Here is a 25,371-nt window from a genome sequence, read left to right as displayed (position 1 = left end):
GGTCTAGTCGCCGTTGATGACGGTTGCGGCGACGCGTTCGGCCAGCCCGCCCGGGGGCCGGGTGAAGCGGGTCGGCAGAGGCCCGCCCGCGAGCTTGCCCAGGGCACGCAGCCAGGGGCGGGCCTGGTCCAACGCCTGCTGCTGGGCCTGCTCGGCATCGACGCTGGCGAGGTGGTCGTCGGCCCATCCGGCCACGGCCCGGGCCAGCAGTTCATGCTCGGCACAGGCCTGGCGCACCTTGGCCTCCAGCCCGGCCACCTGCGCCAGCAGCAGTTGCAGCCGACGCGACCGGGAGGTGCGCTCCAGGCCGTCCAGCTCGGCCAGGCGCTGCGGCCAGAGCAGCAGCTCGGTCAGCTCCGCGCACGTCGCGGTGACGATCGCCGTCCGGCTGGCCTGGCCGTCCTCCTGCTCGGCGTGCAGCCGCACGGCGGTGGCGACGGCGTGTTCGGCGCTCTTCCGGAAGTCGGCCAGCCGTCCGGTAAGTGCGCCTTGCAACAGTCGTACGCGATGCTTCAGACAGGCCGCACTCCAACCCTGCACCAACACCCGCTCGGAGGTGGCCTCGGCGTGCCAGCCGACCCGGGCCACCTGCCGGGCCATGCGCTGGTGCACCACCCAGGACGGCCCCTTCCCGTCGGCTCCGGTCAGGTCCGCCCACACGCGCACCCCGCCCAGCGGCAGAGGTACGGTCTGCAGGCGGGCCCGATCGGGCGACAGCGGCGCACAGATCCGCTCGATCACCTCATAGTGCGGCACAGAAAGCACGGAGCGCCGGCCTCTCAGGGCTGGCTCGTGGTGGGCCATCGCGCGGCTCCCTTCAGCAGGGCTCTACAAACCCACACTCAGGACAACGTACTCATCGCTTGGCTGGCGATCGGGTTAAGCGTGTCTCTTGGGTCAGCGGTGAATGTTCGCGCTAATGTGGCAAAAATCATCTTATGCCGAGTTTGGTCGCTACGCGCTTGGAGGGCGCTGCGATTCGGCAGCGATGGCGATAATGCTGCTCAAAAGGGCGGAGGGCCATCAAGTCTCCGCTCAGCCGCTGTCGTGCCGTTCTTCGTGTTGAGGTGGCAACGGTTGGACAGTGGCCCGGTGCCGGTCGACCCGGTCCGCGACCTCGGTAAGGCGCGCGCATATGTGTTCGAGCTTCTCATGGGCTTGATTTCGCTCCGCGATGATCGCTGCCAGCAGCAGGGCGGTCAGCGACGCGGCCCCGTTGAACGCTTGCAGGGTGACCATGTTGAGGAAGAGGTCGTGCTCGGCGAACGGGCCGGAACCTTGCGCGGCCGCGACGATCGCGACCGTCGACACGATCAGCGCGCATGCCGCGGCGCCCGCCAACTGGAAACGCAGGGCGGCCCAGATCAGGAACGGAAAGACGAGGAAGAGCAGGTTGAAGGAGCTCACCGTTGCCACCAGCGTGACGAGGAACGTGCCCACGGCCAAGGCCGCCGCCTCGACCCAACGGGACAGATGAGCCTCCCACGGTCTACGGGACGTGCGCAGCACCAGCAAGACGGGCGTGACCACGAGCACGCCCATCGCGTCGCCCGCCCACCACACCGACCACGTCGGCCAGAAGTCACTGCTCCGCAGCGCGCCGGCGAGCAGGAGCACACCACTGCCCACCGTCGCGCTGATCATCATCCCGGTAAAGGCGCCGAGGAACACCAGCGCCAGCGCGTCCCGCAACCGATCCAGCTCAAGGGAGAAACGCGCGCGAACGAGCATGAGGTAGGCGCCCACCGGAGCCAAGGTGTTGCCCACGGAGATCGCCACGACCGCGAGCAACGACGGCCCGATCGACAGGTTGATCAGGAACGCACCGAGCGTGATCCCCGGCCAGACCCGGATGCCCATGAGGAGGAGACAGGCCAGCGCGATGCCCGTCGGTGGCCAGAGCGGTGTGACCTGCCCGCCGACCATCTCCTCCCGCAACCCCACCTTGGCGGCCGCGAAATAGGCGCCTGCGACGGCAAGGACCCGCAAGCCGTTCGCAGCAAGTGACCGGGGCCTGTCGTTGTTCAGCACAACACCTCCATCATGCTTCTGGCCTTGGCCTGATCGGCCTCCTCGTCGACGCCTCACTCCCCGTCACCTGCGGAAACTGTCCTCCATGACATTCTGCTACGGGATGAGCCGGCGGTACGCACGCGCTGTGTCAGACCCTCTGTGCGGCGCGGTAGTGCCGATCACTCCACCGAGCTGGGCTGCAACTTCTGCGGCAGCCGATGTATACCTCCGGGTTGATGCGTCACGGGCGGTGACGGAGTTAGCGTGGCGGATGCACATCAGCGCCGCATCGCTCGTCCGGCGGGTGTCCGCGTTCCACCCCCTGCTCCTCGACGGCGCGCTGGCTCTGACGCTGGTCGTCGGGACGTGGCTGTGGGAGATCTACGAGCCGGGCAAGGGCCTGTCCACCGACGCCTGGTCCCTGACGCTGAGCCTGCTGGTGAACGGGCCGCTGGCCCTGCGCAGGCGGGCGCCGGTCGCCGTCCTGGTGGTCTCCACCGGGGCGGCGCTGGTCTACCACCTGCTGGGCTACCACTTCGTCCTCAACAACATGGGCCCGCTGGTGGCCCTCTACACCGTCGCCGCCCACCGGTCCCCGGCCGTCTGTCTGGGCGGGGCGGCGCTGCTCGTGACGGAGTGGGTGCACGCCTCGCTCCACCAGCCCGGCGTCGCGCTGTGGTCGGCCCTCGGGCAGTCGCTCCTGGTGGCGGCCTGCGCTGTGGGCGCGGGCACGAGCAGGCGGTTGCTGGCCGAGCGTACCGGGCAACTCGCGGAGCTGGCCGACCAGCTCCACAGGGAGCAGGACGCCGCCGCCCGCCGCGCCGTCACCCATGAACGGGTGCGGATCGCCCGCGAGCTGCACGACGTCGTCGCCCACCACATGTCGGTGATCTCCGTACAGGCGGGCCTCGGCCGGTACGTCGCCCTGTCCGACCCGGCCACCGCGCACGCCACGCTGGGGATCATCGCCGACACCACCCACGAGGCGCTGGCCGAGATGCGGCGGCTGCTGTCGATCCTGCGGATCGAGGCCGACGACCAGGACGAGGGCCTGTACACGACGGCCCCCGGGCTCCAGAGCCTCGAACCCCTGGCGGAGCGGATCCGCGCGGCCGGGCTGCCGCTCGAGGTGGTCGTCGAGGGAGCGGCCAGGCGGCTGCCGCCCGGCCTGGACCTGTGCGCCTACCGCATCGTCCAGGAGTCCCTGACCAACGTGCTGAAGCACGCCGGTCCGGCCAGGGCGGGGATCCGGGTGACGTACGGCCCCGCCACGCTGGCGTTACGCGTCACCGACGACGGTGCCGCGGCCACCGGGAGCTCCCGTTCTCGTGGTCACGGATTGATCGGCATGGCCGAACGTGTCAGGCTCTATCAGGGAACGATCACCGCAGGGCCGCTGCCGACGGGCGGATTCGAGGTGCTGGCGATCTTCCCGCTGTCCCCGCCCGACGATCAGCCTCAAGAAGCGGGCTCATGATCAGAGTGCTCGTGGTCGACGATCAGGTGCTCATCCGTGCCGGTCTGGCCGCGCTTCTGCGCGCGGCGGGCCTGGAGGTGGTGGGCGAGGCCGCCGACGGGGAGGAGGCCATCCGCCTGGCCGCCGCCGTCAAGCCCGAGGTGATCCTGATGGACATCCGGATGCCGGGCATCAGCGGCATCACCGCCACCGAGCGGATCCTGGCCGCCGCCGAGAGCACGCCGCCCAAGGTGCTCATCCTCACCACGTTCGACCTGGACGAGTACGTCTTCAACGCGCTGCGACTGGGCGCCGGCGGCTTCCTGCTCAAGGACACGCCGCCCGAGCGGCTGATCGCCGCCATCCACACGGTCGCCTCCGGTGACGTCCTGCTGGCCCCGATCGCCACCAAGCGGCTGATCGAGGCGTTCGTCGCCCCGCCGCGGGAGGCCGTCGTGTCTCCGCCGCCGGTCCTGGACCGCCTCACCAGCCGCGAGACCGAGGTGCTCGGCCTGGTCGGCCACGCCCTGTCCAACAGGGAGATCGCCGAGCGGCTGTCGGTGAGCGAGGGCACCGTCAAGACCCACCTCAACCGCCTGATGGCCAAGCTGGGCCTGACCAGCCGCGCCCAGGTGGTCGTCCTGTCCTACGACTGTGGCCTGGTCAAACCCGCGTCCCGATAGGCCGGGCGATATCCTGCCGCATATGGGGATGAAGATCGTCGTTGACGACCTGTCGGGCGCGGAGATCGCCGCGTTCCTGGACGAGCATCTCGAGGAGATGCGCTCCATCACGCCTCTGGAGAGCAAGCACGCCCTCGACCTCGACGCGCTCCGCAAGCCCGAGGTCACGTTCTGGACGGTCATCGACGGGGACGCCCTGGTGGGCTGTGGTGCGCTCAAGCGGCTGGACACCGAGCACGCCGAGGTGAAGTCGATGCGCACCAGGCCGGTGCGCAAGCGGAGCGGGGTCGCCTCCCTGCTCCTGGAGCACATCATCACCGAGGCCAAGCGCATGGGGTTCACCCGGCTGAGCCTCGAGACCGGCTCGGATGAGTTCTTCCTGCCCGCCAGGAAGTTGTACGAGAAATTCGGGTTCGAATACTGCGAGCCGTTCTCGGATTACCGGCCCGACCCATACAGCGCGTTCATGACAAAGACCCTCTAAGTGTGGCGCGGCCGGTAGATGTTGGCGCCTCTGCGGTGACATTTATCCCGGCTTGGCCGATTCCTGGGCATAGCGGAAAGATGGGGGACATTCCTACATTGGAGACCCCTTAATGACTATCTCCCCTCTGCAGGTACCGGTTGCCGGTGAGCGGACGTCCAGCACGATTCGCCGCTATCGGGACGAGAACGGGCCGGTGCTCCGCATCGAGCTGCCGGGCAAGGTCAAAGCGTGGGTCGTGACCTCGTACGAGACGGTGAACGCGGTCCTCTCCAACGACGACACGCGTTTCAGCAAGGACCCCAAGAACTACACCGCGCTCCACGACGGCACCATCCCCCCTGACTGGCCGATGCGGCAGCTCATCGAGGGCGAACACCTGCTGACCAAGGACGGCTCGGACCACCGGCGGCTGCGCGGCCTCGTCAACCGAGCCTTCACCCCGGGACGCGTACAGGGCCTCGCCGCGCGCATCCAGGAGATGACGGACGAACTACTCGACCGGCTGGCGGACGAGGGCGAGGTGGTGGACCTCGTCCGGCATTTCAGCGAGCCGCTGCCCGTCAACGTGATCTGCGAGCTTTTCGGCGTGCCCGAGGACGATCGGAACCAGATCCGCGTCTGGAGCAACGTACTCCTGTCGCACACCGCCACCCCGGAGGAAGCCGCCGCGACCGGGGCCGCCCTGCTCGGGTACCTGGGCCGGTTCATCGACAGCAAGCGCGGTGATCCGGGTGACGATCTCACCACCGGGCTCATCCGGGCGCAGGAGGACGACGGGGACCGGCTGTCCGACAGCGAGATGGTCTGGATTCTGTGGCTGGTGCTGATCGCCGGTCACGAGACCACCGTGCACCTGATCGCCAACGCGGTCGTCGCCTTGTGCGCGGATCGCGAGCAGCTCGACCTGGCACGTGCGAAGGACGTCTGGGGCCAGGTGGTCGAGGAGTCGTTACGCAGCCGGAACTCAGTGATCAACGCCTCCTTCCGCTACCCGCTGGAGGACGTGCGTCTCGGCGAGGTGACGATCCGGGCCGGGGAGCCGATCTTGGTCGGGCTCAGCGGCGCGGGCACGGATCCGGCCAGGTTCGGCGGGGACGGGGAGCGGTTCGACATCGCGCGCGGCCAGGAGACGCATCTGGGGTTCGGCCGCGGGCCGCACTTCTGCCTGGGGGCGCCGCTGGCCAGGCTCGAGGCCCGCATCGCGCTGGCCTCGCTGTTCGGCAGGTTCCCCGAGCTGCGTCTGGCGGTCGGGGAGGGCCAGATCGTCTACACCTCGTCGTTGTTCACCGAAGGGCCGGTCGAGCTGCCCGTGGTGCTGGGGCCCGCCGGCCAGGCTCCCGGCGGGCCCGCGATCGCCTGAACTAGGCGGGGCTGGTCGTGCCCAGGAAGTAGTACTCGCCGATCGGGGTGGTCGGCCCGACGATGGTCTCGCTGACGCTGACCACCCACCGGTAGGTGCCTGCGGTCTGGCTGGTGCTCAGGGTCTTGAGAGTGGTGCCGGTTCCGGTGGTCGCCACCTCGGTCCAGATGGGGATGCCGAAGGGCCCGCAACAGGAGTACTTCTCCAGGCTGAGCCGCATCCGCGCGGTGCCGGGTCCGTCCATACAGGCCGTGTGGGTGCCGGCGCCGGCGGAGGTGAAGCCGTTCGGCGGATAGACGCCGGGGTCGGGGATGAGCAGGCCGAAGTTGCCCTGGTGGGCCGTCAGGTCGTTGAAGTGGTGGTTCGGGTGGCCCGCGCACTGGGTGTTCACGACGGACAGGGTGAGCCCGTACGCGTTGAGGATCTCGTTGACCGGCTGGAAGTAGGTGGTGCCGCCGGCGCTGCAGTTGCCGGAGCCGCCGGAGGTGACGCCCTGCGCCTGGTAGCCGGAGATGAACGGGCCGCCGGAGTCGCCGGGCTCGGCGCACACGTTGGTCCGGACGACCTCGTTGACCGTCCCCTGGGAGTAGGTCACGCTGGCGTTGCGCTGCTGGATGACGCCGCAGTGCCAGTGCGTGGTGGAGCCCGACCGGCACACGGCCGACCCGGCCGGCGCCTCGACGGAGCCGAAGACCGGTACCTGCTCGGTGCCGTAGGCGTTGACCGCCGGGCGCGCGATCCACTGCGAGTTGACCGCCACCCAGGAGTAGTCGTTGCCGGGGAACGACGAACCCTGGAAGGTGCCCTGGCTCGACCCGCCCGGCCCGGTCGTGGTGAGTCCGGGAGTGCCGCAGTGGCCGGCCGTGACGAAGCCCTGCGTGCTCCCCTGGGTCGCCGGGAAGCCGATCGAGCAGCGTGCGCCGCCGGCGATGTAGAAGGCGTCGCCGCCGCGCAGGTTCTGGAACGTGACCGGCCGCTCGGCGATGGTCTCGATCCGTACGGCGGCGCGGTCCACACCGCTCGCGGCCACGAACGCCGCGCCCGCGGCGGCGTCCAGCGCCTGCACCACGACGGCGTTGGCCTGCTCGTCCACGAACCAGACCGGGACTTCTCGTCCGGTGGTCTGCTCGGCGGTGGTGTCCAGCGCGTTCTTGACCGAGGTGAGCGCGGCCAGAGACCGGCCGACGACCTTCGCCTGGGCGCCCGCGGCGGTGACGGCGGCGGCCGAGGCGGCGTCGGTGGTGGCCACCACCAGCCTGCCCTCCTGGTCCACCCAGGATCCGGCGTACCGGTCCTTGAGCTTGGCGCGCAGCTTGGGCTGGAGCCGGCGGGCCTTGTCCTCGTTGTCCAGGCGGGTGATGGCCTGCTCACGGGTGAGGCCCAGGTCACGCCGCATCGCGTCGAGCACCTCCGGCGGCGGCTCCACAGCGGAGGCACGGACGACTTCGACGGGGGCGGCCGTGGCGGGGGTCGCGGTGAGCACGAGAGCGATGATCGCGAGCGCCGCGCCCGCCGCCGACGGGCGGTGAAGGATCATGGAAGCTCCTCGGATCGGGGGTGCCGTCACGGTATGACGGGGCCGATCATCGAGGGACATACCATCCGCGTATATCGCGGCCTTATGGCGCCGGGCCCGGCGCCATAAGGCCGCCGTCTAGTTCGGGATCGGGTACGGGAACGCGCTGGTCACGCCGATCTTGTCGTACTCCATCTTCGAGGTGTCGAAGCCGTCCACCCAGTTGGCGTTGGTGACCTCGTTGCACTTGTACGCCTGGTACTTGTCGTCGCTGACCTTGCCGACCTCGACGTCGGAGATGGCGAAGCCGCACCCGCCCGCGTCCATGTGCACGCCGCGCGTGCCGGAGTCCGGCATCTGCCCGGCGGGGTCGTTGATGACGTCGCCGATCACCATCTGCGAGACGTAGTTGTCGATCGGATGCGGTTCGACGTTGTGCACGCCGTAGGTGTAGAAAGCGCCCATGTCGCCGCTGTCGAGGCCGGTCTCCTCCAGGCGGATGTAGGAGAACCGGTTGCCGCGGGCGTAGTTGTCCTCGTTCTTGATCTCGGGGCGGACCTCCAGGCTGATGCCGTAGCGGGCGCTGTGCTTGACGACGATGTTGCTGACGGTGTTGTTGCCCGTGCTCATCAGCTCGATGCCGGCCGCGTCGCCGGGGACCAGCTCGCCGACGTGGTAGATGTAGTTATTGGTGATCGTGTGATGTCCTGAAATGTCGCCCTCGCCGGGGTAGCCGCCCTCGACCTTGATGCCGTCGCCGCCGATGTTGTCCAGCAGGCTGTCCGACACCTTGACCCGTTCGTTGGCGAAGAGCAGGAAGACGCCGGTGTACCCGCTGTCGGACAGATGCAGTCTCGTCAGGTCGATGTCGCGGGAGTTCGTCACGGTGATCATGCCGAACCTGTTGCGCGGCATCTCGATCTGCCGGTCGTAGATCGGGTACTTGTGCTCGTAGCCCGAGTCGCCGGGGCCGTTCCACCCGTACCTGTACCAGTCGACGAAGTCGGAGTACTGCAGCGCCAGCCCGTCGAAGGCGAGGTTCCGCACCCGGTGCTCGGGGGAGGAGCCGGCCAGCGAGACGATCGTCTTGACGGTGGGCGCCATGACCTTGTCGATCGAGCTCTTGGGCCAGTAGTAGACCTCGCTGTTGGCGAAGTCGAAGTAGTACTCGCCCGGCTGGTCCAGGAAGCGCAGCGTGTTCTGCAGGAAGTAGCGCGAGCCACTGCGGCTGTTGACGAGGGTGAAGCGGGCGTCGTTGTTGAGGGTGAAGAAGTTCTTGCGGAAGTCGGCTCCGCCGAGCGGCACGGTGTCGGTGAACCAGCTCCACGACCCACCCGACCAGACGACCATCTGGGCGTTCTTGTCGAAGTCGGCGTCCCACTCCTTCGGGACGTCCTTGGGGTCGAAGAAAAGCCAGTTGTGCACGGCCTGGTATTCCGCCTCGGGTGTCACCGAGAACAGATACGGCGACCACAGATCGTCGCTGGTCCTGTTCGGGTAGCGGGCGGTGGTGGCGCGCTTGCCGTCCTCGAAGAGCGTGTAGAAGCTCCGGTCGACCTTGGTCTTGTAGATGGTGTCGTTGTACTTCTGCCAGCCGGTCAGCGGCTTGGCCCCGAGCAGCCTGGCCTTGCCCGGGCCGTCGGCGCTGCGATAGGTGATCTTGTGGCCGTTCTCGCCGGAGTCGGCCTCGGTGAAGGTGATCGTCTTGTCGACGACGTAGTCACCGGCCTTGACGTTGACGACGATGTCGCAGTTCTGGTGGCCCTTCTTGGCCCGGAGCCGGTCACGGGCCTGCTCCACCGACTTCCACGGGCGCCGGGAACTGCCGTCGCCCTGGTCGCTTCCTGAGGTGGAGACGTAATAGTCGCAGGTGGGCTTGGCGGCCGGGGTGGGGGTCGGGGTCGTCAATCCGCCGATCAGTAAGACGATCGCGCTCAGAGACCTGAGGATCACTGGCTCTCCTTCATGTCCCGCCACCGCTCGTACTCGGCGCGGGTCTCGGGGGTGAGTGGGTAATAGTCGGAAAGCGCGCCGCCCTCCTCGATGCGGGCGCGGCTGTAGCGCTCCCACTGCTCGTGGTCGGCGGCGGCCTCGAGCACGGACGCGGCCCGCCGGCGCGGCACCACCACGGCGCCGTCGTCGTCGGCCACGCACAGGTCGCCGGGCAACGCGAGCGCCCCGCCCACGGCCACGGGCACGTCGTACGCCCACGGGAACAGCTCCGCCTGCGAGGCGTACTGCGGGGTGGCGCCCGTGCACCAGATCGGCACGTCCAGCTCGGCGACCCGGGGCAGGTCCCTGATCCGGCCGTCCACCACGATCGCCGCGCCGCCCTTGCGCTTGAAGTAGCGGACCAGCATGTCGCCGAAGCAGCCGGTGTAGGCGCTGCCGTACGCCTGCACGACCAGCACGTCGCCGGGCTCGATCTCCTCCAGCACTGCCCACAGGGCGGTGTGCCGCTCGACGTACTCCTGGCCGAGCCCGGAGGCGATGTCCTCGCGCTGCGGCATGAACTGCAGCGTGCGGACCCGGCCGACGACCTTCTGCCCTGGCGCGATGGGACGCGGCCCTTCGACGAAGGTCCGCCTGATGCCCTGGCCGTGCAGTTTGGCGCAGGCGGTGGCCGAGCTGATCCGGGACAGCCCGGCCACGAGGGCGGGATCGGGTTCGGCGGGCAGCGGCCCGCGAACGGGAAGGTCCCAGATGGGGTCGTCCATGAAACTCCTCAATAGTGCCGGCGCGGCTCAGAAATGGTCAGTAGTGCTGGTGCGACGGGGTGCGGACGCGGGCGGTCGTGTGCAGGTCGAGCCGGATGCGGCGGCCGGGCGGCAGCTCCACGAGCAGCCGGGGCCCGCCAACCGCCACCTCCCGCTCGGCCTCGGTGATCGGGGGAGCGGTGTAGGAGCGCGGGTCGCCCGGGTAGCCGGGCTCGGCGCCGGTGACCACCGCCCGGTCGATGTCGTGCTCGCCGAAGGCGCCCGCCTGCACCACGACCCTGCGGGTGCGGGCCGGCCCGAGGTTCACCAGCTCGACGCGGACGCCGTCCGGCCGTACCGCGTCGACCAGCGCGGCCACGTCGGCGGGCAGGCCGGGGCGGTGGCGGTCGGCGTCGAAGTAGGCCAGCCGGGCCGGCAGCAGGCCGCCGTTGTAGAGGACCTGCGGCGTGCCCGTGACCAGTTGCAGCAGCGCCTCGGTGAGCACCGGGTTGAGCCGCTGCCAGTGGTGCACGTGGATGGTGGACAGGTCGGCGTGGTCGGCGTCGATGAGCGCCATCCGCCGCTGCACCTGGCCGAGCGCGGTGGCCAGCATGGCCTCGGGGAAGCCGGGGTTGGCGCCGCGCAGGAACTCCAGCCAGGGCGCCTCGTGCCCGGCCTCCTCCTTGTTGCGGAACGCCCGCACCGTGGTCCAGTCGTAGCCCGAGGCGGCGCGCAGCCGGTCGATCCGGGCCGCGTCCTGCTCGGCCAGGCCCGTGTGCCAGAGCCAGACCGGCAGGCCGAGCTGCGGCGGCTGGAAGTCGAACCAGCCCCGGTCGTCGTGCCGGTTGGGTACCAGCATGGTGGGCCGCCCGGCCTCCTCGCCCAGTTCGGCCAGCCACCGGTCGCTGGTGCTCATCTCCGTGCCGGTCACGGGGGCCTGCCTGGCGTGGCCGTACACGGTGTCCAGGGGGTCGCGGCCGATGGCGAGCGCGGCCTGGTCGCCGGTCAGCAGGTGGGCGTTGACCGCGGCGATCGCGGCGGCGGCGCCGACGCTGTAGAGGCCGTGCGGCCACTGCCAGCCGTAGGTGCCGCCGTACCACCGGCCGCCGTGCAGCTCGCCGACCTTGCCCGACGGGCCGACGTTGTCGGGGAGCACGCCGTGGTTGGCGGCGGCCCGCTCCTGCCAGGCGCCGATGTAGCGCAGCGCCCAGTCCCGGTAGCGGTCGTCGCCGTCGTACAGCCAGGCGTTGACGGCCAGGCTGGTGGCGGCCAGGTTGATCGCCACATCGCCGCGGCCGAGCCGCTCGCTCATCGCGGCGCCCATGCGGGCGGCGTTGCCGGGGTCGGCCAGGTCCGCCCAGGCCGTGATCCCCGGCAGGTCGCGCAGCGGCAGCCCGTACGGCCGCATGCTGTCCAGGTCCGCGTGGTAGGAGGCCCACTCCCGCTGGAGGCCGTACCGGGGGCCGCCCGCGCCGTTGTGCGGGGCGCGGATGAGGTCGAGCTCGGCGTCGTAGTTGGCCGAGCCGGGCAGGTAGAGCCCGGCGAAGCGGCGGGACAAGTCGCGGAAGCGCTCGTCGCGCGGGTCGGCCGCGCAGATGCCGTAGAACAGCAGCAGCGACTCGCCCTGGTGGAACCAGTCGTAGCCGCGCTCGAACTCGTCCACCAGGTAGCCGAGCTCGGTGAGCTGCGCGGTCACGCCCTCCCAGTGGTGCTTGGCCGCGTCGAGCAGGTCGTCGGCGCCGCCGAGCTGGTAGAGCGCCGGCCAGTTGAAGAACGCCTCATAGAAGTCGTCGGCGCCGTCCCGGTCCTCGCCGCGGCCGTGGTAGACGAGCCGGCCGTCCGGCCCGCAGTAGCGCGCGGCGAAGGCCCGCCACGCCTCGTCCAGCGTGTCGAACAGCCGGCGTTCGAGCACCGCCCAGACCGGCGGCGTGCCGAGGGGGACGGTCGCCATGATTTCCCGCAAAATCATCCCTTCGTGGACCCGGCGGTGAGGCCGCTGATGATGTGCCGTTGCATGAAGACGAAGAAGACCAGCAGCGGGGCGATGGCCAGCAGCAGCGTCGGGAAGACCACCGTGTAGTCGGTGGCGTACTGGCTGACCGCCGCGTAGACGCCGGTGGTCACCGTGTACAGGCCGCTGCCGGGGCCCAGGATGATCTGCGGGTTCACGAAGTCGTTCCACACCGAGAAGGTGTTGAGGATGACCATCGTGGCGACCGCCGGCCGCATCAGCGGGAAGACGATCTGCCAGAACGTCCGCAGCCGCCCGGCCCCGTCCACGGCCGCCGCCTGGTCGAGCACCGCCGGGACGGTCGCGATGTAGCCCGCGTACAGGAAGATCGAGAACGGCAGCGTGAGCACGGTCTCGAACAGCACGAACCCGCGGATCGTGCCCATCAGCCCGAGCGTCTTGAGCACGTAGACCACCGGGATGACCAGCACCTGCCCCGGGATGAACGTCCCGGCCAGAAAGAACAGCATCAGCACCCGGAAGCGGCGTTTCGGGCTGCGCGCGATCACGTAGGCCGCGGGTGCGGCCAGCACCACGGAGAGCAGGTTGACCGCCACCACGAACAGCAGCGTGACCGCGTAGCCCTTGACGACGTTGAACTGCGGGTTCGTCAGCGCCCTGCCCAGGGGCTCCAGCGTGAGGCTCCCCAGGCCGAACGGGTCGGTCAGGATGTCCTGCTGGCCCTTGAACGCGTTGACTGTCAGTACGTACAGGGGGATGAGCATGAACGCGACGCTCGCCCAGAGAAAGGTCCTTCTCACTGGTGCACCGCCAGCTCGCCCCGCCTGCGCAGCCGGGTCACCACGAACGCCAGCGCGCCCGTCACCAGCATGAGCAGCACCGACTGCGCCGAGCCGAAGCCGAGGCGGGCGTCGTGGAAGGAGTTCCACAGGATGAGGTAGGCGACGGTCTGCGTCTGCCCGGCCGGGCCGCCCGCCGTCAGCGACACCACCAGGTCGTACGTCTTGAGCAGCGTCACCAGCGACAGCACGATGTTGACCGTCACGGACGGGCCCAGGGCGGGCAGCGTCACGTTCCTGAACACCTGCCGGCGGGTCGCGCCGTCGATGCGCGCCGCCTCGATCAGGGAGTGCGGCACGGCCTGCAGCCCGGCCAGGTACAGCACCACGTTGACGCCGAACCCCGCCCACACCAGCACCGCGATCATGGTGATCGTGGCCCAGGTCGGATCGGACAGGAACGGCAGCACCTCGCCGCCCCAGGAAGTGACCAGGTTGTTGACGGCGCCGGTGGTGCCGAGGATCGCCGACCAGAGGAAGCCGACCACGAGGGCGCTGAGCACGTGCGGGTAGAACAGCACGATCCGGAAGAACGTGTTCGCTCTGGAGACGCCGTTGACCAGGAGGGCGAAGCCGAGGCCCAGGAGGTTGAGCCCGGCCGTGCCCGCCGCCGCGACCAGCAGGGTGACGAAGGCGGCGCGGCGCAGGTCGGGATCGTCCAGGAGGTCGAGGTAGTTGGCGGCGCCGACGAAGGCCGGGTCGGCGCTGAAGCCGTCCCAGTCGGTCAGGCTCAGGTAGAGGGCCAGGCCGACCGGGACGATCAGCATCACGGTGTAGAGGACGGTGGCCGGGCCGACCATGATCGCGGTGACCCAGCCGTCGCGTCTCCTGGGCTTCTGCCGCGCGACCGTGGTGGTGACGAGGGGTGCTACCCGGGTGAGCGTCATGACCGGCCGGCCAGCCAGCGGTCCACGCCCTCGGCCACTTCCTTGGGCGACTTGCCCACGTACAGGCCCTGGACCTCGGTGTTCCAGGCGGCGTTGAAGCCCTTGGGCAGGGTCGCGTCGCCGTATCCCTCACCCTGCGGGACCCCGGAGGGGGCGCCGTCGAGGATCTGCTGCACCTGCTTCTCCAGCGGGGTGAACTCGCGCTCCACCCCGGCACGGAAGTTGCCGTCCTGCTTGAGCTGGCTCTTGACCGCCGCCGGGTCGGTGACCAGCCACCGCACCAGCTTGAGCGCCGCATCCTTCTGCGGGGTGGACTTGAGGATCATGTACGGGGCGGCCATCGTGGCGCCCTGCGGGCCCGGGTACTGCTGGCCCTTGTCGACCGGGGCGGGGAAGACGCCTACCTCGAAGTCCTTCTTGGACTTGGCCTCGGAGGCGGTGAACCAGCTCCCCATGACGTACATCGCCGACTTGCCGGACAGGAAGGCGGTCTCGGCGTCGGCGTACTTCATGCCGAGCGCGTTCTTGTCCACGTACCCCTTGTCGATCCAGGTGCGGTAGCGCTCCAGGTAGGGCAGCAGCGACTCGCCCGCCTTGACCTTGCCCGCCTTGATGTCCTGCTGCCAGGTGGGCAGCGTCTGCGCGCGCGACGGGTTGGACAGCTGCAGCAACTGGAGCCCGGTCAGGAACTCGCCGCCGGTCTGCAGCGGCAGCCATCCGGCCGCCTTGAGCTTGCCCATGACCGCGTCGAAGTCATCGAGCGTGGCCGGCGGCTGGTCGATCCCGGCCTTCTCGAACGCTTTCTTGTTGTAGAAGACCAGCGACTGCGCCTGCACGCCGACGCCGACCGTGTAGATCTTGCCGCCCAGCTTGGCCTGCTCGGCCAGCGGCGTGTCCTTGGCCCACGGCTGGCCGGTCAGATCGAGCACCTGCTTGGCGAGCGTCTCGTCGGCCGTCAGCGTCTCGACCACGTCGGGGGCGTTGCCCGCAGCGAGTTGCTGCGGGAGCGTGTCGGCCACGCCCTTGCCGGTCGGCGCCTCGATCTTGACGTCGATGCCGGGGTTGGCCTGCTCGAACGGCTTGACCAGCCCGTCCCAGTACGCCTGGGTGAGGTTCGGGGTGATGTTGACCAGCATCCGGACCGTGGCCTGGCCGCCCCCGCTCGGCCGCTCCTGGCCGTCACCGGCGAAGCCGCCCCCGCCGCAGCCGGCGAGCAGGGACAGGCATCCGATGGCGGTCAGGGCGAGGAATGGACGTGGGGAGCGCATCGCACCTCCAGGGGAGACGCCTTTTAATGGGTCGTCACTCGATTAACGATTATTTAATACGTAGGTCACATAGGCTCGTCAAGGGCCACGTAAATAGGTATCCAGCGGATTGCCTGAGTCATAAATACGTTAGGATGGGCGGATGGCTGGACGCGAGGACGGCAAGCGGCTGGTGCTGGGCACGGAGGAGCTCGCCGCCCTGCGGGCATGGGCGGAGGGCGGTGGCGCGAGCCTGAGCCTGCGGAGCCGCATCGTGCTCGCCTGCGCCGACGGCCTGCCCCGCAACGAGATCGCGACGCGGCTGGCGGTGAGTCCCGCGACCGTGACCAAGTGGCGCGACCGGTTCGTCGAACGCGGCCTCGACGGCCTGGCGGACGCCCCGCGCCCCGGCCGCCCGCGCACCGCGGAGCGGCAGGAGGCCGAGCGGGTGATCGCGGCCGCGGCCACCGGGTCCGCCGTGCCGTCCACCCGCACGATGGCCAAGCAGCTCGGCCTCTCGCAGTCCACGGTCGCGCGCATCTGGCAGGAGCAGCAGGTCGCGCCGCCCACGGCCCGGCTGATGCCCAGGGAGCTGTTGTCCGACCGGGTCTACGCGCTGCTGCGCGGCTGGATCGTCGCCGGCGAGCTGGTGGCCGGGCAGCGGCTGGTGGAGTCGGAGATCGCCCGCCGGGTGGGCACCAGCCAGGCCCCGGCCAGGGAGGCGATCAAGCGGCTGGCGCACGAGGGCCTGGTGATCTCCTATCCCAACCGGGGCAGCTACGTCGCGGAGATCTCCGACGAGCAGGCCCGCGAGGTCCGCGACATCCGGGTGCTGCTGGAGGAGTACGCCGCGCGCGGCGCCGCCACCCGCGTCCGGCCCGAGACGCTGCGGCAGCTCGCGGGTGACGTGCGGGCGATGCGGCAGGCGGCGAGCGACGGCGACATCGGCGCGTTCAGGGATGCCGACCTGGCCTTCCACCGGCGCGTCTGCGCCGCCTGCGGCAACTCCTTCCTGCTGCGGCTGTGGCGGACCATCGAGTCCAACCTGTGGAGCCTGCACGTGGTCGGCAACCCGCTCTACGGTGGCGACTGGGGCGCGATGGCGGACTACCACGACGACCTGGCGGCGACACTGGCCGCCGGCGACCCGGACGAGGCGGCCCGCCTGTTCGCCGCCCACGCCCGTGGCGAGTCCTCCCGCACCCCGCCCCGAAGCCGGCCGCCTCGGCCGGCTGCCTTGGCCGACGCCCCGGCGGACGCGCAGGACGTCGTCCCGGCGGACGCCCAGACGGACGCCCAGACGGACGCTCGGACCGACGCCCCGGGTGGCGCTCAGATCGACGCTCAGGCGGACGCGGCCAGGTCGTAGACGCCGCCGCGCCGGGTGTCGAAGACGATCACCCCCGGCTCCGGCCGCTCGCCCTTGACCGGCCTGCCGTGTTCGGTGACCGTGACGTCCTTCGCGGTGCGGAGCGTGAGCTTCCGCCCCAGGTCCGAGCAGATCTTCCCGCGGAGTACGGCCCCGCCACTCCACTCCAGGTCGATCTCGAAGCCGCCCCGAGCCCGCAGCCCGCTGAACGACCCCGCCGGCCAGGCCGCGGGCAGCGCCGGCAGCAGGTGCACCTGGTCGCCGTGGCTCTGCAGCAGCATCTCGGTGATCCCGGAGGTCCCGCCGAAGTTGCCGTCGATCTGGAACGGCGGATGCAGGTCGAACATGTTGGGCGCCGTACGGGCGGGCAGCAGCAGGTTGCTCAGCCGCTTGTACGCCTCCGGCGCGTCCAGCAGCCGCGCCCAGAAATTGATCTTCCAGGCGAGCGACCAGCCCGCCCCCGCCTCGCCCCGCAGCTCCAGCGTCCGGCGGGCCGCCGTGGCCAGGTCGGGGGTCAGACGCGGGTCGATCTGGTGGCTCGGGAACAGCCCCCACAGATGCGAGATGTGCCGGCTGCGCGACAACGCGGCGTCGCCCCGGTAGTCCTCCTGCCACTCCTGGATCTGGCCGAGATGACCCACCTGGGTGGGCACCAGCCGGGCCCGGGCCTGCTTCGACCGCTCCCGCATCCCCTCCTCCAGCCGGAGGATCGTCGAGGCCTCCTCGAACGCGCCGAACAGGTCCCGCAGGATCTGCATGTCCATGGTCGGGCCCGCGCAGATGCTGACGTTCTCGCCGCCGTCCTCGTGGTGGCCCACCTCGGGGGAGTGCGAGGGGTTGGTCACCAGGTAGCCGGTCCTGGGGTCGGTCTGCAGCGTGTCCAGGAAGAACTCCACCGAGCCCTTGATCAGCGGGAAGTGCTCGCGCAGCCGCCGCTCGTCCCCCGTGTAGAGGTAGTGCTCCCACAGCGTCAGGCAGAGCCACGCGCCGCCGCTCGGCCACACGCCGTAGAAGGCGAAGTCGACGGGCGCGGTCCCGCGCCAGCCGTCGGTGTTGTGGTGGGCCACCCAGCCGCCCGCGCCGTACTGCGTCCTGGCGGTCCTGGCCCCCGACTCGGCCAGGTCCTTGATCAGGTCGAACAGCGGCTCCATGCACTCGGTGAGGTTGGCCGGCGCGGCCGGCCAGTAGTTCATCTCGCAGTTGATGTTGATGGTGTACTTCGACTCCCACGCGGGGGTGAGCGAGTCGTTCCAGATGCCCTGGAGGTTGGCGGCGTAGCCGGGGGAGCGGGAGCTGGAGATCAGCAGGTAGCGGCCGTACTGGAAGTACAGGGCGGCGAGCTGCGGGTCGGTGTCGAGCTGCTTGCGGGCGATGCGCTCGTCGGTCGGCAGCGCGACCGCCTCCGAGGTGCCCAGGTCGATCGCCACCCGCCCGAAAAGCCGCTGGTAATCCCGTACGTGCTTGCGCAGCAGCACCTCGTACGGCCGCCCGCTCGCCCGTCCCAGATGCCGCTCGGCCACCTGTGCGGGGTCGCCGCCGACGTCCTTGAAGCTCCGGTAGCTCGAACCCAGGGAGATCAGCAGCGTGACCTCGTCGGCGCCCTCCACGATCAGCGTGCCGCCGTCGGTGCGGACCGTGCCGCCCTTCGCCTCGGCCCTGGCCAGGGCCTGGAAACGTACCTCGCCCCGCATGCCCTGGGTGTCGCCGCTGACCCCGTCGAGCGCGATCGTGGCCCGGTCGGCCGCGGCCGTGGTCGAGCTCTGCGCGCTGGAGAAGGCCGCCTGGAACGTCACCGCGCCCGGCTTGTCGGCCGTGTGGCGTACCACGATGACCTGGTCGGGGTTGCTGGCGAAGACCTCGCGTGTGTGGCGGACGCCGTCGCGGACGTAGGTGACCGTGGTGACGGCGCGGGTCAGGTCGAGCTCGCGGCGGTACTCGGAGAACTCGGCGGAACCCGGGAACGTCAGCGCCAGGTCGCCGAGCACCTGGTAGGGGGCCTGTTCGCTGGGTCGGCCGAGGAACTTCTGGTCGGCCAGGTTCTGCGCCGCCTGCCACTTGTCCTCCCAGACCAGTTGCCTGATCTGCGGGAGCGCGGCCAGTGCCTCGGGGCTGTCGTAGACGTGCGGGCCGCCGGCCCAGATGCTGTCCTCGTTGAGCTGCAGGCGTTCGGTGGCCACGCCGCCGAAGACCATGGCGCCGAGCCGCCCGCAGCCGACGGGTAACGCCTCCAGCCAGGCCGCGGCCGGCTTGCCGTACCAGAGAGTGAGGGGGTTGTCCTTCGCGGACCGGGCGGCCCGCGCCGGGTCCGCGGCGAGGCCGCTCGTGAGCAGGGAACCGGCCGCGGCTCCCAGCCCGGTCGTGAGCACGCCCCTGCGTGTGTAGCCGTGGGTCACCATTACTCCTCTTGTTTCGCGGAGGTTAACGCGGATGGGCCAAGGCGGACGTGGGATGTATTAGTACGCTCGATTGGGATCTTCTGTCCAGTCCCCCACGTCTGGCGCAGGGGGCTGGCCAGAACATGGGATGTTTGTTAGATTCCAGCCTGCGAACGATCTCCCGCCGGAGAGGATCAGATGTCCCTGACCGACGAGGCCATCGCCCGGATCCGGCAGCTCATCCAGTCCGGAGAGCTCCCGCCGGGCTCGCGGCTGCCGCCCGAACCGCAGCTCGCCGCCCAGCTCGGCGTCTCACGCAACCCGTTGCGCGAGGCGGTCAAGGCGCTGGTCGTGGCGCGCGTCCTCGACGTGCGCAGGGGCGACGGCACGTACGTCACCAGCCTGGAGCCGGCGCTGCTGCTCGAAGGGCTCGGGATCGCCATCGAGCTGCTGCGTGACGACACGCTCATGGAGGTCATCGAGACCCGGCGGCTGTTCGAGCCGGTCGCGACGGCGCTGGCGGCGACCCGGGTGTCCGACGCGCAGCTCGCCGTCATCGGCGAGCAACTGGCGGCCATGCGGGAGGTCAGCGACGACGTGGAGAAGCTCAACCACTTCGACGCCGCCTTCCACCGCGCGGTCGTGGCCGCGACCGGCAACGAGACGCTCTGCACGCTGCTCGACGGCATCTCCGGCCGGACGATGCGGATGCGCGTGTGGCGCGGGACCGTGGTGGCGGGCAGCGCCGACCGCACGCTGGCCGAGCACGAGGCGATCTACGACGCGCTCGCCGCCCGGGACGCCCCACTGGCCCAGGCCGCGGCACTGATGCACATCAGCACGACCGAAAGCTGGTTCCGCCTCGTACTCGCCGCCGAGTCGACATGACCCGCCATCGACATGACCCGCCAATGGCGGGACCCGCCATCGATGAGGCCCGCAGCCGGGATGACCCGCACAGACGAGGCGCGATGACCCGCTTGGACGCGCACCACCACGTCTGGGACCTGGCCGTCCGGCCCCACGCCTGGCTTGATGCCGAGAAGCTGGCGCCCATCCGCCGTACGTTCACCCTCGACCGGCTCGCCGAGCACGCGACCGCGGCCGGGGTGAGCGGGACCGTGCTGGTGCAGGTGCTGCCCGAGCTGGCGGAGACCGTGGAGTTCCTGGCGCTGGCCGCGGAGTCCGACCTGGTGGCGGGCGTGGTGGGCTGGATCGACCTCACCTCGCCCGCCGCCGCCGAAACGCTGGCCGGACTGCCCGGCGGGCTGGTGGGAGTCCGGCACGGCGTGCAGGCCGAACCCGACCCGGACTGGCTCACCCGTCCGGACGTCCGCCGCGGGCTGGGCGCCGTCGCCGCGGCGGGTCTGGCCTACGACCTGCTCACGCTGCCGCGTCAGCTACCCGCCGCCATCGACACGGTGGCCGCCATGCCCGAGCTGACGTTCGTCCTCGACCACCTGGCCAAGCCGCCGATCGCCTCGGCGCGGCTCGAACCGTGGGCGAGCCGGATCCGGGAGCTGGCCGGACACCCCAACGTGTACTGCAAGCTGTCCGGGATGGTCACCGAGGCCGACTGGGCCTCCTGGCAGGTGGCCGACCTGCGGCCCTACGCCGAGACGGTGCTGGCGGCGTTCGGGCCGGAGCGGGTGATGTTCGGGTCGGACTGGCCGGTCTGCCTGCTCGCGGCCGATTACGAGCGGGTCGTGTCGGCGGCGGATGAGCTGTGCGCGGGCCTGTCAGCGGGGGAGCGGGCGGACGTCTTCGGTGGTACGGCACGCCGGGCGTACCGGCTGTGGGAGCACTGACGCAGGCCGCCTTTATATCCCCCATACGCCGATATCGCGGGCTTTACAAGATCTTGTCAGCGCATAGAACCAGTGTTAACTCTTGCGGAGGCGCGGGACCTGAACGCGCGAGTCCCTGGCGTGCAGGAGGAAAAGGTGTCGACCAGACCCTGGTTACGCAGCACTGTCGTCGTTCTCGCCATCACGGCGTCCTCTCTACCCCTCACCGGAGCCGCCCGGAGTGAACCGGGCGGCCCGGCTCCCCAGATCCAAGACGTCCAGAACGGCGAGCCCGGCAAGCCCGACCTGGACAACCGGCAAGGCAGAGTCCCGCCGCCGGTCGGGGTCAACGCACGGAGCGCGGGCGCGGCGGCCGAGATCCGCTGGAACGCGCTGGGCACCCCGGCCGCCATCACCAGCGCCGCGCCGCTCGCCGAAGGGCTGGGCGCCGACCCGGAGCAGGCCGCACGCGCCTATCTCAAGAACAACGAGCGGGTCTTCGGCCTGTCCGGCGCGTCGGTCGACGCCCTGGAGAAGGTCGCGGTCAACCCCGTCGGCGCGGGCCATGCCGTACTGCTGCGCCAGCGCTTCGGCGACCTGCCGGCCGGCGTGGACGGCCTGGTCGCGATCGGCGTGGCCGACGGCAAGGTCAGGCACGTCACCTCCTCGCTGTCGCGCGACACGGGGGCGCCGCCGGCCGCCACGATCACTGCGCAGCGGGCCCTGGAGATCGCGGCCAGGGACGGCGGCATCGACCTGGCCACGGCCGTCACCAAGCAGGTCAGCGAGGTGGCCGTACCGGCGCCCGACGGGGTGCACAACGCGTACCAGGTCGTCCTGATCGGCGGTCAGGGCGAGGCCGCCGGCTACACCACGCACGTGGACGCGGTCAGCGGCGCGATCCTGGTCCGGGAGAACCTGGTCGAGCACTTCGACCCGGACAACCCGCACTGGTCGGCGTTCCCGTCGAACCCGCCGGACGACTACTCCGCCACCGACACCCGCCAGACCTGGTGCTTCGCGGCGGCCCCCGGCTGTGACTACGTGACCGGCGGCGACCCGCCCACCGGCAAGGCCTGGGACGTCGACCACGCCACGAACACCTCGACCAACACCAGCATCGGCAACGCGGCGAAGACCTTCGAGAACCGGGCGAGCGCCGACCCGTTCACGGTCGGCACCCGCAGCAACGTGCTCACGCCGAGCCGGAACTACACCTACCCGTGGCGCAACACCTGGTACCAGGCGAAGTGCAACCCGGCGGTGTTCGACCAGAGCGGTGAGAACGACCTCGAAGCCGCGATCGCCAACCTGAACGCCATGCACAACCGCATGCACGACTGGTCCTACCGGCTCGGCTTCACCGAGACCGCGTGGAACATGCAGGTGAACAACGGCGACCGCGGCGGCCTCGGCAACGACCCCGAACAGGGCAACGCCCAGGCGGGCGCCCGCGACCTGACCGTCCGCGACAACGCCAACCAGATCACCGGCCCCGACGGGGTCGCGCCGATCACGAACATGTACCTGTGGCAGCCGATCGCGGGCTCGTTCTACTCCCCGTGCGTGGACGGCGACTACGACATGTCGGTGATCGGCCATGAGAACACCCATGCCATCTCCGGCCGCATGATCGGCGGCCCGACCGCCGGCTGGAGTGGCGCCCAGGCCGGTGCGATGAACGAGAGCACCTCCGACCTGATGGCGATGGAGTACCTGTTCGAGTACGGCTTCCGCCCCTCGGGCCTGACCCCGTACGTCACGGGCGGCTACGTCACCGGAGACCGCGAGCGGGGCATCCGGAACTACGACATGTCGAAGTCGCCGCTGAACTACAGCGACATCGCCTACGACCTGGTGGGCCAGCAGGTCCACGCGGACGGCGAGATCTGGTCGGCCACCCAGTTCGACGTGCGTGACGCCTTCGTCAAGCGGTACGGCAAGGGCACCGCGAAGCAGCAGCGGGCCTGCGCGGACGGCCAGACGCCGATCGGCAGGTGCCCGGGCAACCGGCGCTGGGCCCAGCTCTCCCTCGACGCCCTGCTGCTGATGGCCTCCGGCGCGGTCAGCTACGTCGACTACCGGGACGCGCTGCTCGCGGCCGACGCGCTGCGCTTCGACGGCGCGGACCAGGACATCATGTGGCGCGTGTTCGCCGAGCACGGCCTGGGCGCGAACGCGGCCAGCGTCGGCCCGAACGACCCCGACCCCACGCCCAGCTTCGTCAACCCGGCAGGCAAGAACGGCTCGCTGCAGCTCAAGCCGCTGGGCGAGGCGAAGGGCGCGGCGCTGCGCCTGTACGTGGGCGACTACGAGGGACGGGTGGTCCCGGTCGCCGACACCGACCCGGCGACGCCGCTCGGCGACACCGTGGAGCTGACCCCCGGCCTCTACGACTTCGTGGTGGCGGGCAACGGGTTCGGGCACACGCGGCTGAAGTTCCCGGTCGTGGGCGGCGCGAAGCTGCCGCTGCCCCTGCCGCTGTCGCGCAACCTCGCCTCGGCCACGGCCGGCGCGACGGCCTCGGGCGACGGCGTCAACCAGACCAAGCTGATCGACGAGACCGAGGCCACCAACTGGGCCTCACTCACCGGGGCGCCGGCCGGCAAGTCGGTCACGGTGGACCTGGCGGGCGACATCCCCGTCAAGATCCGCAGAGTCCAGGTCAGCGCCATGCTCAGACCCAACATCAACGACCCGGCCGACCCCGGCGCGCAGAACCGCTTCACCGCCCTGCGCTCCTTCGAGGTGCTCGCCTGCGCCAAGGACTGCGCCGACCCGGCGAACTTCACGAAGATCTACACCAGCCCCGCGGACGCGTTCAAGACCGCGCGCCCTCGCCCCCGAGGCGTGAACCTGCTCATCAAGTCGTTCAACGTCCCCACCACCACCGCCACCCACCTGATGCTCCGCACGCTCACCACCCAGTGCACCGGCAACCCGCTCTACGCCGGTGAACAGGACGCCGACCCCAACTCCTCGACGGACTGCGCCACGGCCAGCCCCTTCCGCGATCAGGCCCGAGCCGCCGAATTCCCGGCGTTCTCGTACTGCCCCCCGGCCGCGGTCCGGCTTGCTCCCACCCGGACGCAGGCCGTACCGCCCGACTTGGCCCGCCTGGGCGCTGCCGTCATCATCTCGTCCGTGTTTCCCCGTGAGGCCGGGCACGTCATGCAGTCGATAGCGTCCGCGTTCAACGGCTCCGAGTCCTCTAGAGACGCCCAATCGCCACGCCGGTGGGCGCGTCGCCGACCCGGATGGTGTCGGTGACGGTGTTGGTCGCGGTGTCGATCACCGTCACGCTGTCCGACCCGCGGTTGGCAACGTAGGCGTGGCCCCCGTCCGGGGTGATCGCCACGTCCTCGGGCCTGTTGCCGACCCGGATGGTGCCGGTGATGGTGTTGGTGGCGATGTTGATCACCGATACGGTGTCCGACCAGAAGTTGGCAACGTAGGCGAACTCTCGCAACGGAGCGGCGGCCACGGCCGTGGCGGGCATGGCTACCGAGGTCGGCGTCAACCCGGCCGCGATGACCACCGCGACGACCGCATGTCTGATCAACCGCGTAAGCATGGACACTCCATCGACTGGACAGAGTCCCCTTCTACGGCCACCCAGCATCGCGCCGGGGGAGCGGCACGCCACCTTGACCCACTCATCGATCGTGACAGTGCTGTTAATTTTGACCGGTGTACCCTCCCATCGAGCCATACGACCATGGGCATCTCGACACCGGCGACGGCCATCTCGTCTACTGGGAAGTCTGCGGGAACCCCCAGGGCAAGCCCGCGCTCGTCGTCCACGGCGGCCCCGGTTCGGGCTGCACGCCGCGTCAGCGGCGCGGCTTCGATCCCGAGCGTTACCGCATCATCCTGTTCGACCAGCGCAACTGCGGCCGGAGCTTGCCGCACGCCAGTGACCCGGCCACCGATCTGACCACCAACACCACCCACCACCTGATCGCCGACATGGAACGGCTGCGGGAGCATCTCGGTGTCGATCAGTGGCTGCTCTACGGCGGCTCGTGGGGGTCCACGCTCATGCTCGCCTACGCCGAGACGCATCCCACGCGGGTCTCGGAGATGGTGATCTGCGGCGTCACCATGACCCGCCGCTCCGAGATCGACTGGCTCTACTTCGGCGTCGGCCGCTACTTCCCCGAGCAGCGGCAGCGCTTCCGGGAGGGCGTCCCCGAGGCCAAGAGCGACGCCGAGGTGCTGGCCGCCTACGCGCGCCGCATGTCCGACCCCGACCCCGCCGTCCGCGCCAAGGCCGCCCACGACTGGACGGCGTGGGAGGACACGGTGATCTCCATGGAGGTCAACGGCACACCGAACGCCTACAGCGACCGGCCGCCCCTCGCCCTCCTTGCCTTCGTACGGATCTGCGCCCACTACTTCTCCAACGCCGCCTGGCTGGAGGAGGGCATCCTGCTGCGCGAGGCGGACAAACTGGCCGGGATTCCCGGCGTGCTCCTCCACGGCCGCTTCGACCTGGGCTCGCCGCTGGAGAACGCCTGGGACCTGGCCCAACGCTGGCCCGACGCCCGGCTCGTCGTGGTGGACGACTCGGGGCACACCGGCAGCGACACCATGCGCAAGCAGGTCCTGGCAGCTCTGGACGGCTTCGCGTCCTGAGCCCGGCCTGAGTGCCGCCCGAGCCCGGCCGGTGCCGGGCCAGGAC

20 protein-coding genes are annotated in these 25,371 nt (G+C 70.2%); 9 read left to right on the top strand and 11 right to left on the bottom strand.

Going from position 1 to position 25,371, the window contains the following annotated elements:
* Window positions 1-3: 3 nt before the first annotated feature.
* On the bottom strand, window positions 4-756 hold the full coding sequence (locus KLK06_RS25540; protein ID WP_214638147.1) for a hypothetical protein: 753 nt from the start codon (window positions 754-756) through the stop codon (window positions 4-6).
* Between the two features lie 279 nt (window positions 757-1,035).
* Window positions 1,036-2,031: an MASE1 domain-containing protein gene (locus KLK06_RS25535; protein ID WP_214638146.1), complete on the bottom strand. Its 996-nt coding sequence runs from the start codon at window positions 2,029-2,031 to the stop codon at window positions 1,036-1,038.
* 253 nt (window positions 2,032-2,284) lie between these two features.
* Here KLK06_RS25535 and KLK06_RS25530 point away from each other — a divergent pair, with 253 nt between their 5' ends.
* The 4 genes from KLK06_RS25530 (at window position 2,285) to KLK06_RS25515 (ending at window position 5,999) form a co-directional block, all read left to right on the top strand.
* Window positions 2,285-3,490, top strand: coding sequence for a sensor histidine kinase (locus KLK06_RS25530; RefSeq protein ID WP_214638145.1), 1,206 nt, complete (start codon window positions 2,285-2,287; stop codon window positions 3,488-3,490).
* Window positions 3,487-4,152 carry a response regulator transcription factor gene (locus KLK06_RS25525; protein WP_214638144.1) on the top strand — a complete coding sequence of 222 codons (666 nt, stop codon included), beginning with the start codon at window positions 3,487-3,489 and terminating at the stop codon, window positions 4,150-4,152. The genes KLK06_RS25530 and KLK06_RS25525 overlap by 4 nt, the downstream gene beginning before the upstream one ends.
* Window positions 4,153-4,180: 28 nt before the next feature.
* Window positions 4,181-4,636: a GNAT family N-acetyltransferase gene (locus KLK06_RS25520; RefSeq protein ID WP_250906033.1), complete on the top strand. Its 456-nt coding sequence runs from the start codon at window positions 4,181-4,183 to the stop codon at window positions 4,634-4,636.
* A 112-nt stretch (window positions 4,637-4,748) separates the two neighbouring features.
* Window positions 4,749-5,999, top strand: coding sequence for a cytochrome P450 (locus KLK06_RS25515; RefSeq protein ID WP_214638142.1), 1,251 nt, complete (start codon window positions 4,749-4,751; stop codon window positions 5,997-5,999).
* Window position 6,000: 1 nt separating this feature from the next.
* Here KLK06_RS25515 and KLK06_RS25510 read toward each other — a convergent pair whose 3' ends face one another.
* From KLK06_RS25510 to KLK06_RS25480, 7 genes are all read right to left on the bottom strand, one after another.
* A complete protein-coding gene (locus KLK06_RS25510; RefSeq protein WP_250906032.1) occupies window positions 6,001-7,536 on the bottom strand; it encodes a S1 family peptidase in 1,536 nt (511 codons plus the stop codon).
* Between the two features lie 117 nt (window positions 7,537-7,653).
* Entirely contained in the window at window positions 7,654-9,468 is a 1,815-nt protein-coding gene (locus KLK06_RS62425; RefSeq protein ID WP_214638141.1) for a right-handed parallel beta-helix repeat-containing protein, read from the bottom strand.
* Entirely contained in the window at window positions 9,465-10,232 is a 768-nt protein-coding gene (locus KLK06_RS25500) for a hypothetical protein (RefSeq protein WP_214638140.1), read from the bottom strand. Before KLK06_RS25500 ends, KLK06_RS62425 begins: the two co-directional genes overlap by 4 nt.
* A gap of 37 nt (window positions 10,233-10,269) precedes the next feature.
* The gene (locus tag KLK06_RS25495) at window positions 10,270-12,162 is read right to left on the bottom strand and encodes a hypothetical protein (protein WP_214638139.1); all 1,893 of its coding nucleotides are present in this window, start codon (window positions 12,160-12,162) and stop codon (window positions 10,270-10,272) included.
* Window positions 12,163-12,176: 14 nt separating this feature from the next.
* Complete coding sequence (locus KLK06_RS60100; RefSeq protein ID WP_214638138.1) at window positions 12,177-12,983, bottom strand: carbohydrate ABC transporter permease; 807 nt, start codon at window positions 12,981-12,983, stop codon at window positions 12,177-12,179.
* Window positions 12,980-13,909, bottom strand: coding sequence for a carbohydrate ABC transporter permease (locus KLK06_RS25485; protein ID WP_214638137.1), 930 nt, complete (start codon window positions 13,907-13,909; stop codon window positions 12,980-12,982). Before KLK06_RS25485 ends, KLK06_RS60100 begins: the two co-directional genes overlap by 4 nt.
* Entirely contained in the window at window positions 13,906-15,177 is a 1,272-nt protein-coding gene (locus KLK06_RS25480; RefSeq protein ID WP_214638136.1) for an ABC transporter substrate-binding protein, read from the bottom strand. Before KLK06_RS25480 ends, KLK06_RS25485 begins: the two co-directional genes overlap by 4 nt.
* Before the next feature lie 142 nt (window positions 15,178-15,319).
* On the opposite strand from KLK06_RS25480, the gene KLK06_RS25475 reads away from it, so the two are divergent.
* Window positions 15,320-16,525: an FCD domain-containing protein gene (locus tag KLK06_RS25475; protein WP_214638135.1), complete on the top strand. Its 1,206-nt coding sequence runs from the start codon at window positions 15,320-15,322 to the stop codon at window positions 16,523-16,525.
* On the opposite strand, the gene KLK06_RS25470 is transcribed toward KLK06_RS25475, so the two are convergent.
* A complete protein-coding gene (locus KLK06_RS25470) occupies window positions 16,501-18,921 on the bottom strand; it encodes a glycoside hydrolase N-terminal domain-containing protein (RefSeq protein WP_214638134.1) in 2,421 nt (806 codons plus the stop codon). The genes KLK06_RS25475 and KLK06_RS25470 overlap by 25 nt on opposite strands.
* A 177-nt stretch (window positions 18,922-19,098) precedes the next feature.
* Here KLK06_RS25470 and KLK06_RS25465 point away from each other — a divergent pair, with 177 nt between their 5' ends.
* From KLK06_RS25465 to KLK06_RS25455, 3 genes are all read left to right on the top strand, one after another.
* Window positions 19,099-19,788 carry a FadR/GntR family transcriptional regulator gene (locus KLK06_RS25465; RefSeq protein WP_214638133.1) on the top strand — a complete coding sequence of 230 codons (690 nt, stop codon included), beginning with the start codon at window positions 19,099-19,101 and terminating at the stop codon, window positions 19,786-19,788.
* Window positions 19,789-19,871: 83 nt separating this feature from the next.
* Complete coding sequence (locus KLK06_RS25460) at window positions 19,872-20,708, top strand: amidohydrolase (protein WP_214638132.1); 837 nt, start codon at window positions 19,872-19,874, stop codon at window positions 20,706-20,708.
* 135 nt (window positions 20,709-20,843) lie between these two features.
* The gene (locus KLK06_RS25455) at window positions 20,844-23,957 is read left to right on the top strand and encodes a M36 family metallopeptidase (RefSeq protein WP_308168440.1); all 3,114 of its coding nucleotides are present in this window, start codon (window positions 20,844-20,846) and stop codon (window positions 23,955-23,957) included.
* Here KLK06_RS25455 and KLK06_RS25450 read toward each other — a convergent pair.
* The gene (locus KLK06_RS25450; RefSeq protein ID WP_250906031.1) at window positions 23,899-24,261 is read right to left on the bottom strand and encodes a YncE family protein; all 363 of its coding nucleotides are present in this window, start codon (window positions 24,259-24,261) and stop codon (window positions 23,899-23,901) included. The two genes, KLK06_RS25455 and KLK06_RS25450, sit on opposite strands and share 59 nt — an antisense overlap.
* 116 nt (window positions 24,262-24,377) lie before the next feature.
* On the opposite strand from KLK06_RS25450, the gene pip reads away from it, so the two are divergent.
* Window positions 24,378-25,325 carry a prolyl aminopeptidase gene (gene pip, locus KLK06_RS25445; protein WP_214638130.1) on the top strand — a complete coding sequence of 316 codons (948 nt, stop codon included), beginning with the start codon at window positions 24,378-24,380 and terminating at the stop codon, window positions 25,323-25,325.
* Window positions 25,326-25,371: the final 46 nt, after the last annotated feature.

This window comes from Nonomuraea sp. NEAU-A123 (genome assembly GCF_018603905.1).
Lineage (GTDB): Bacteria > Actinomycetota > Actinomycetes > Streptosporangiales > Streptosporangiaceae > Nonomuraea.
The sequence above is the reverse complement of the archived record's forward strand: the minus strand, read 5'-3'. Positions and strand labels throughout refer to the sequence as shown.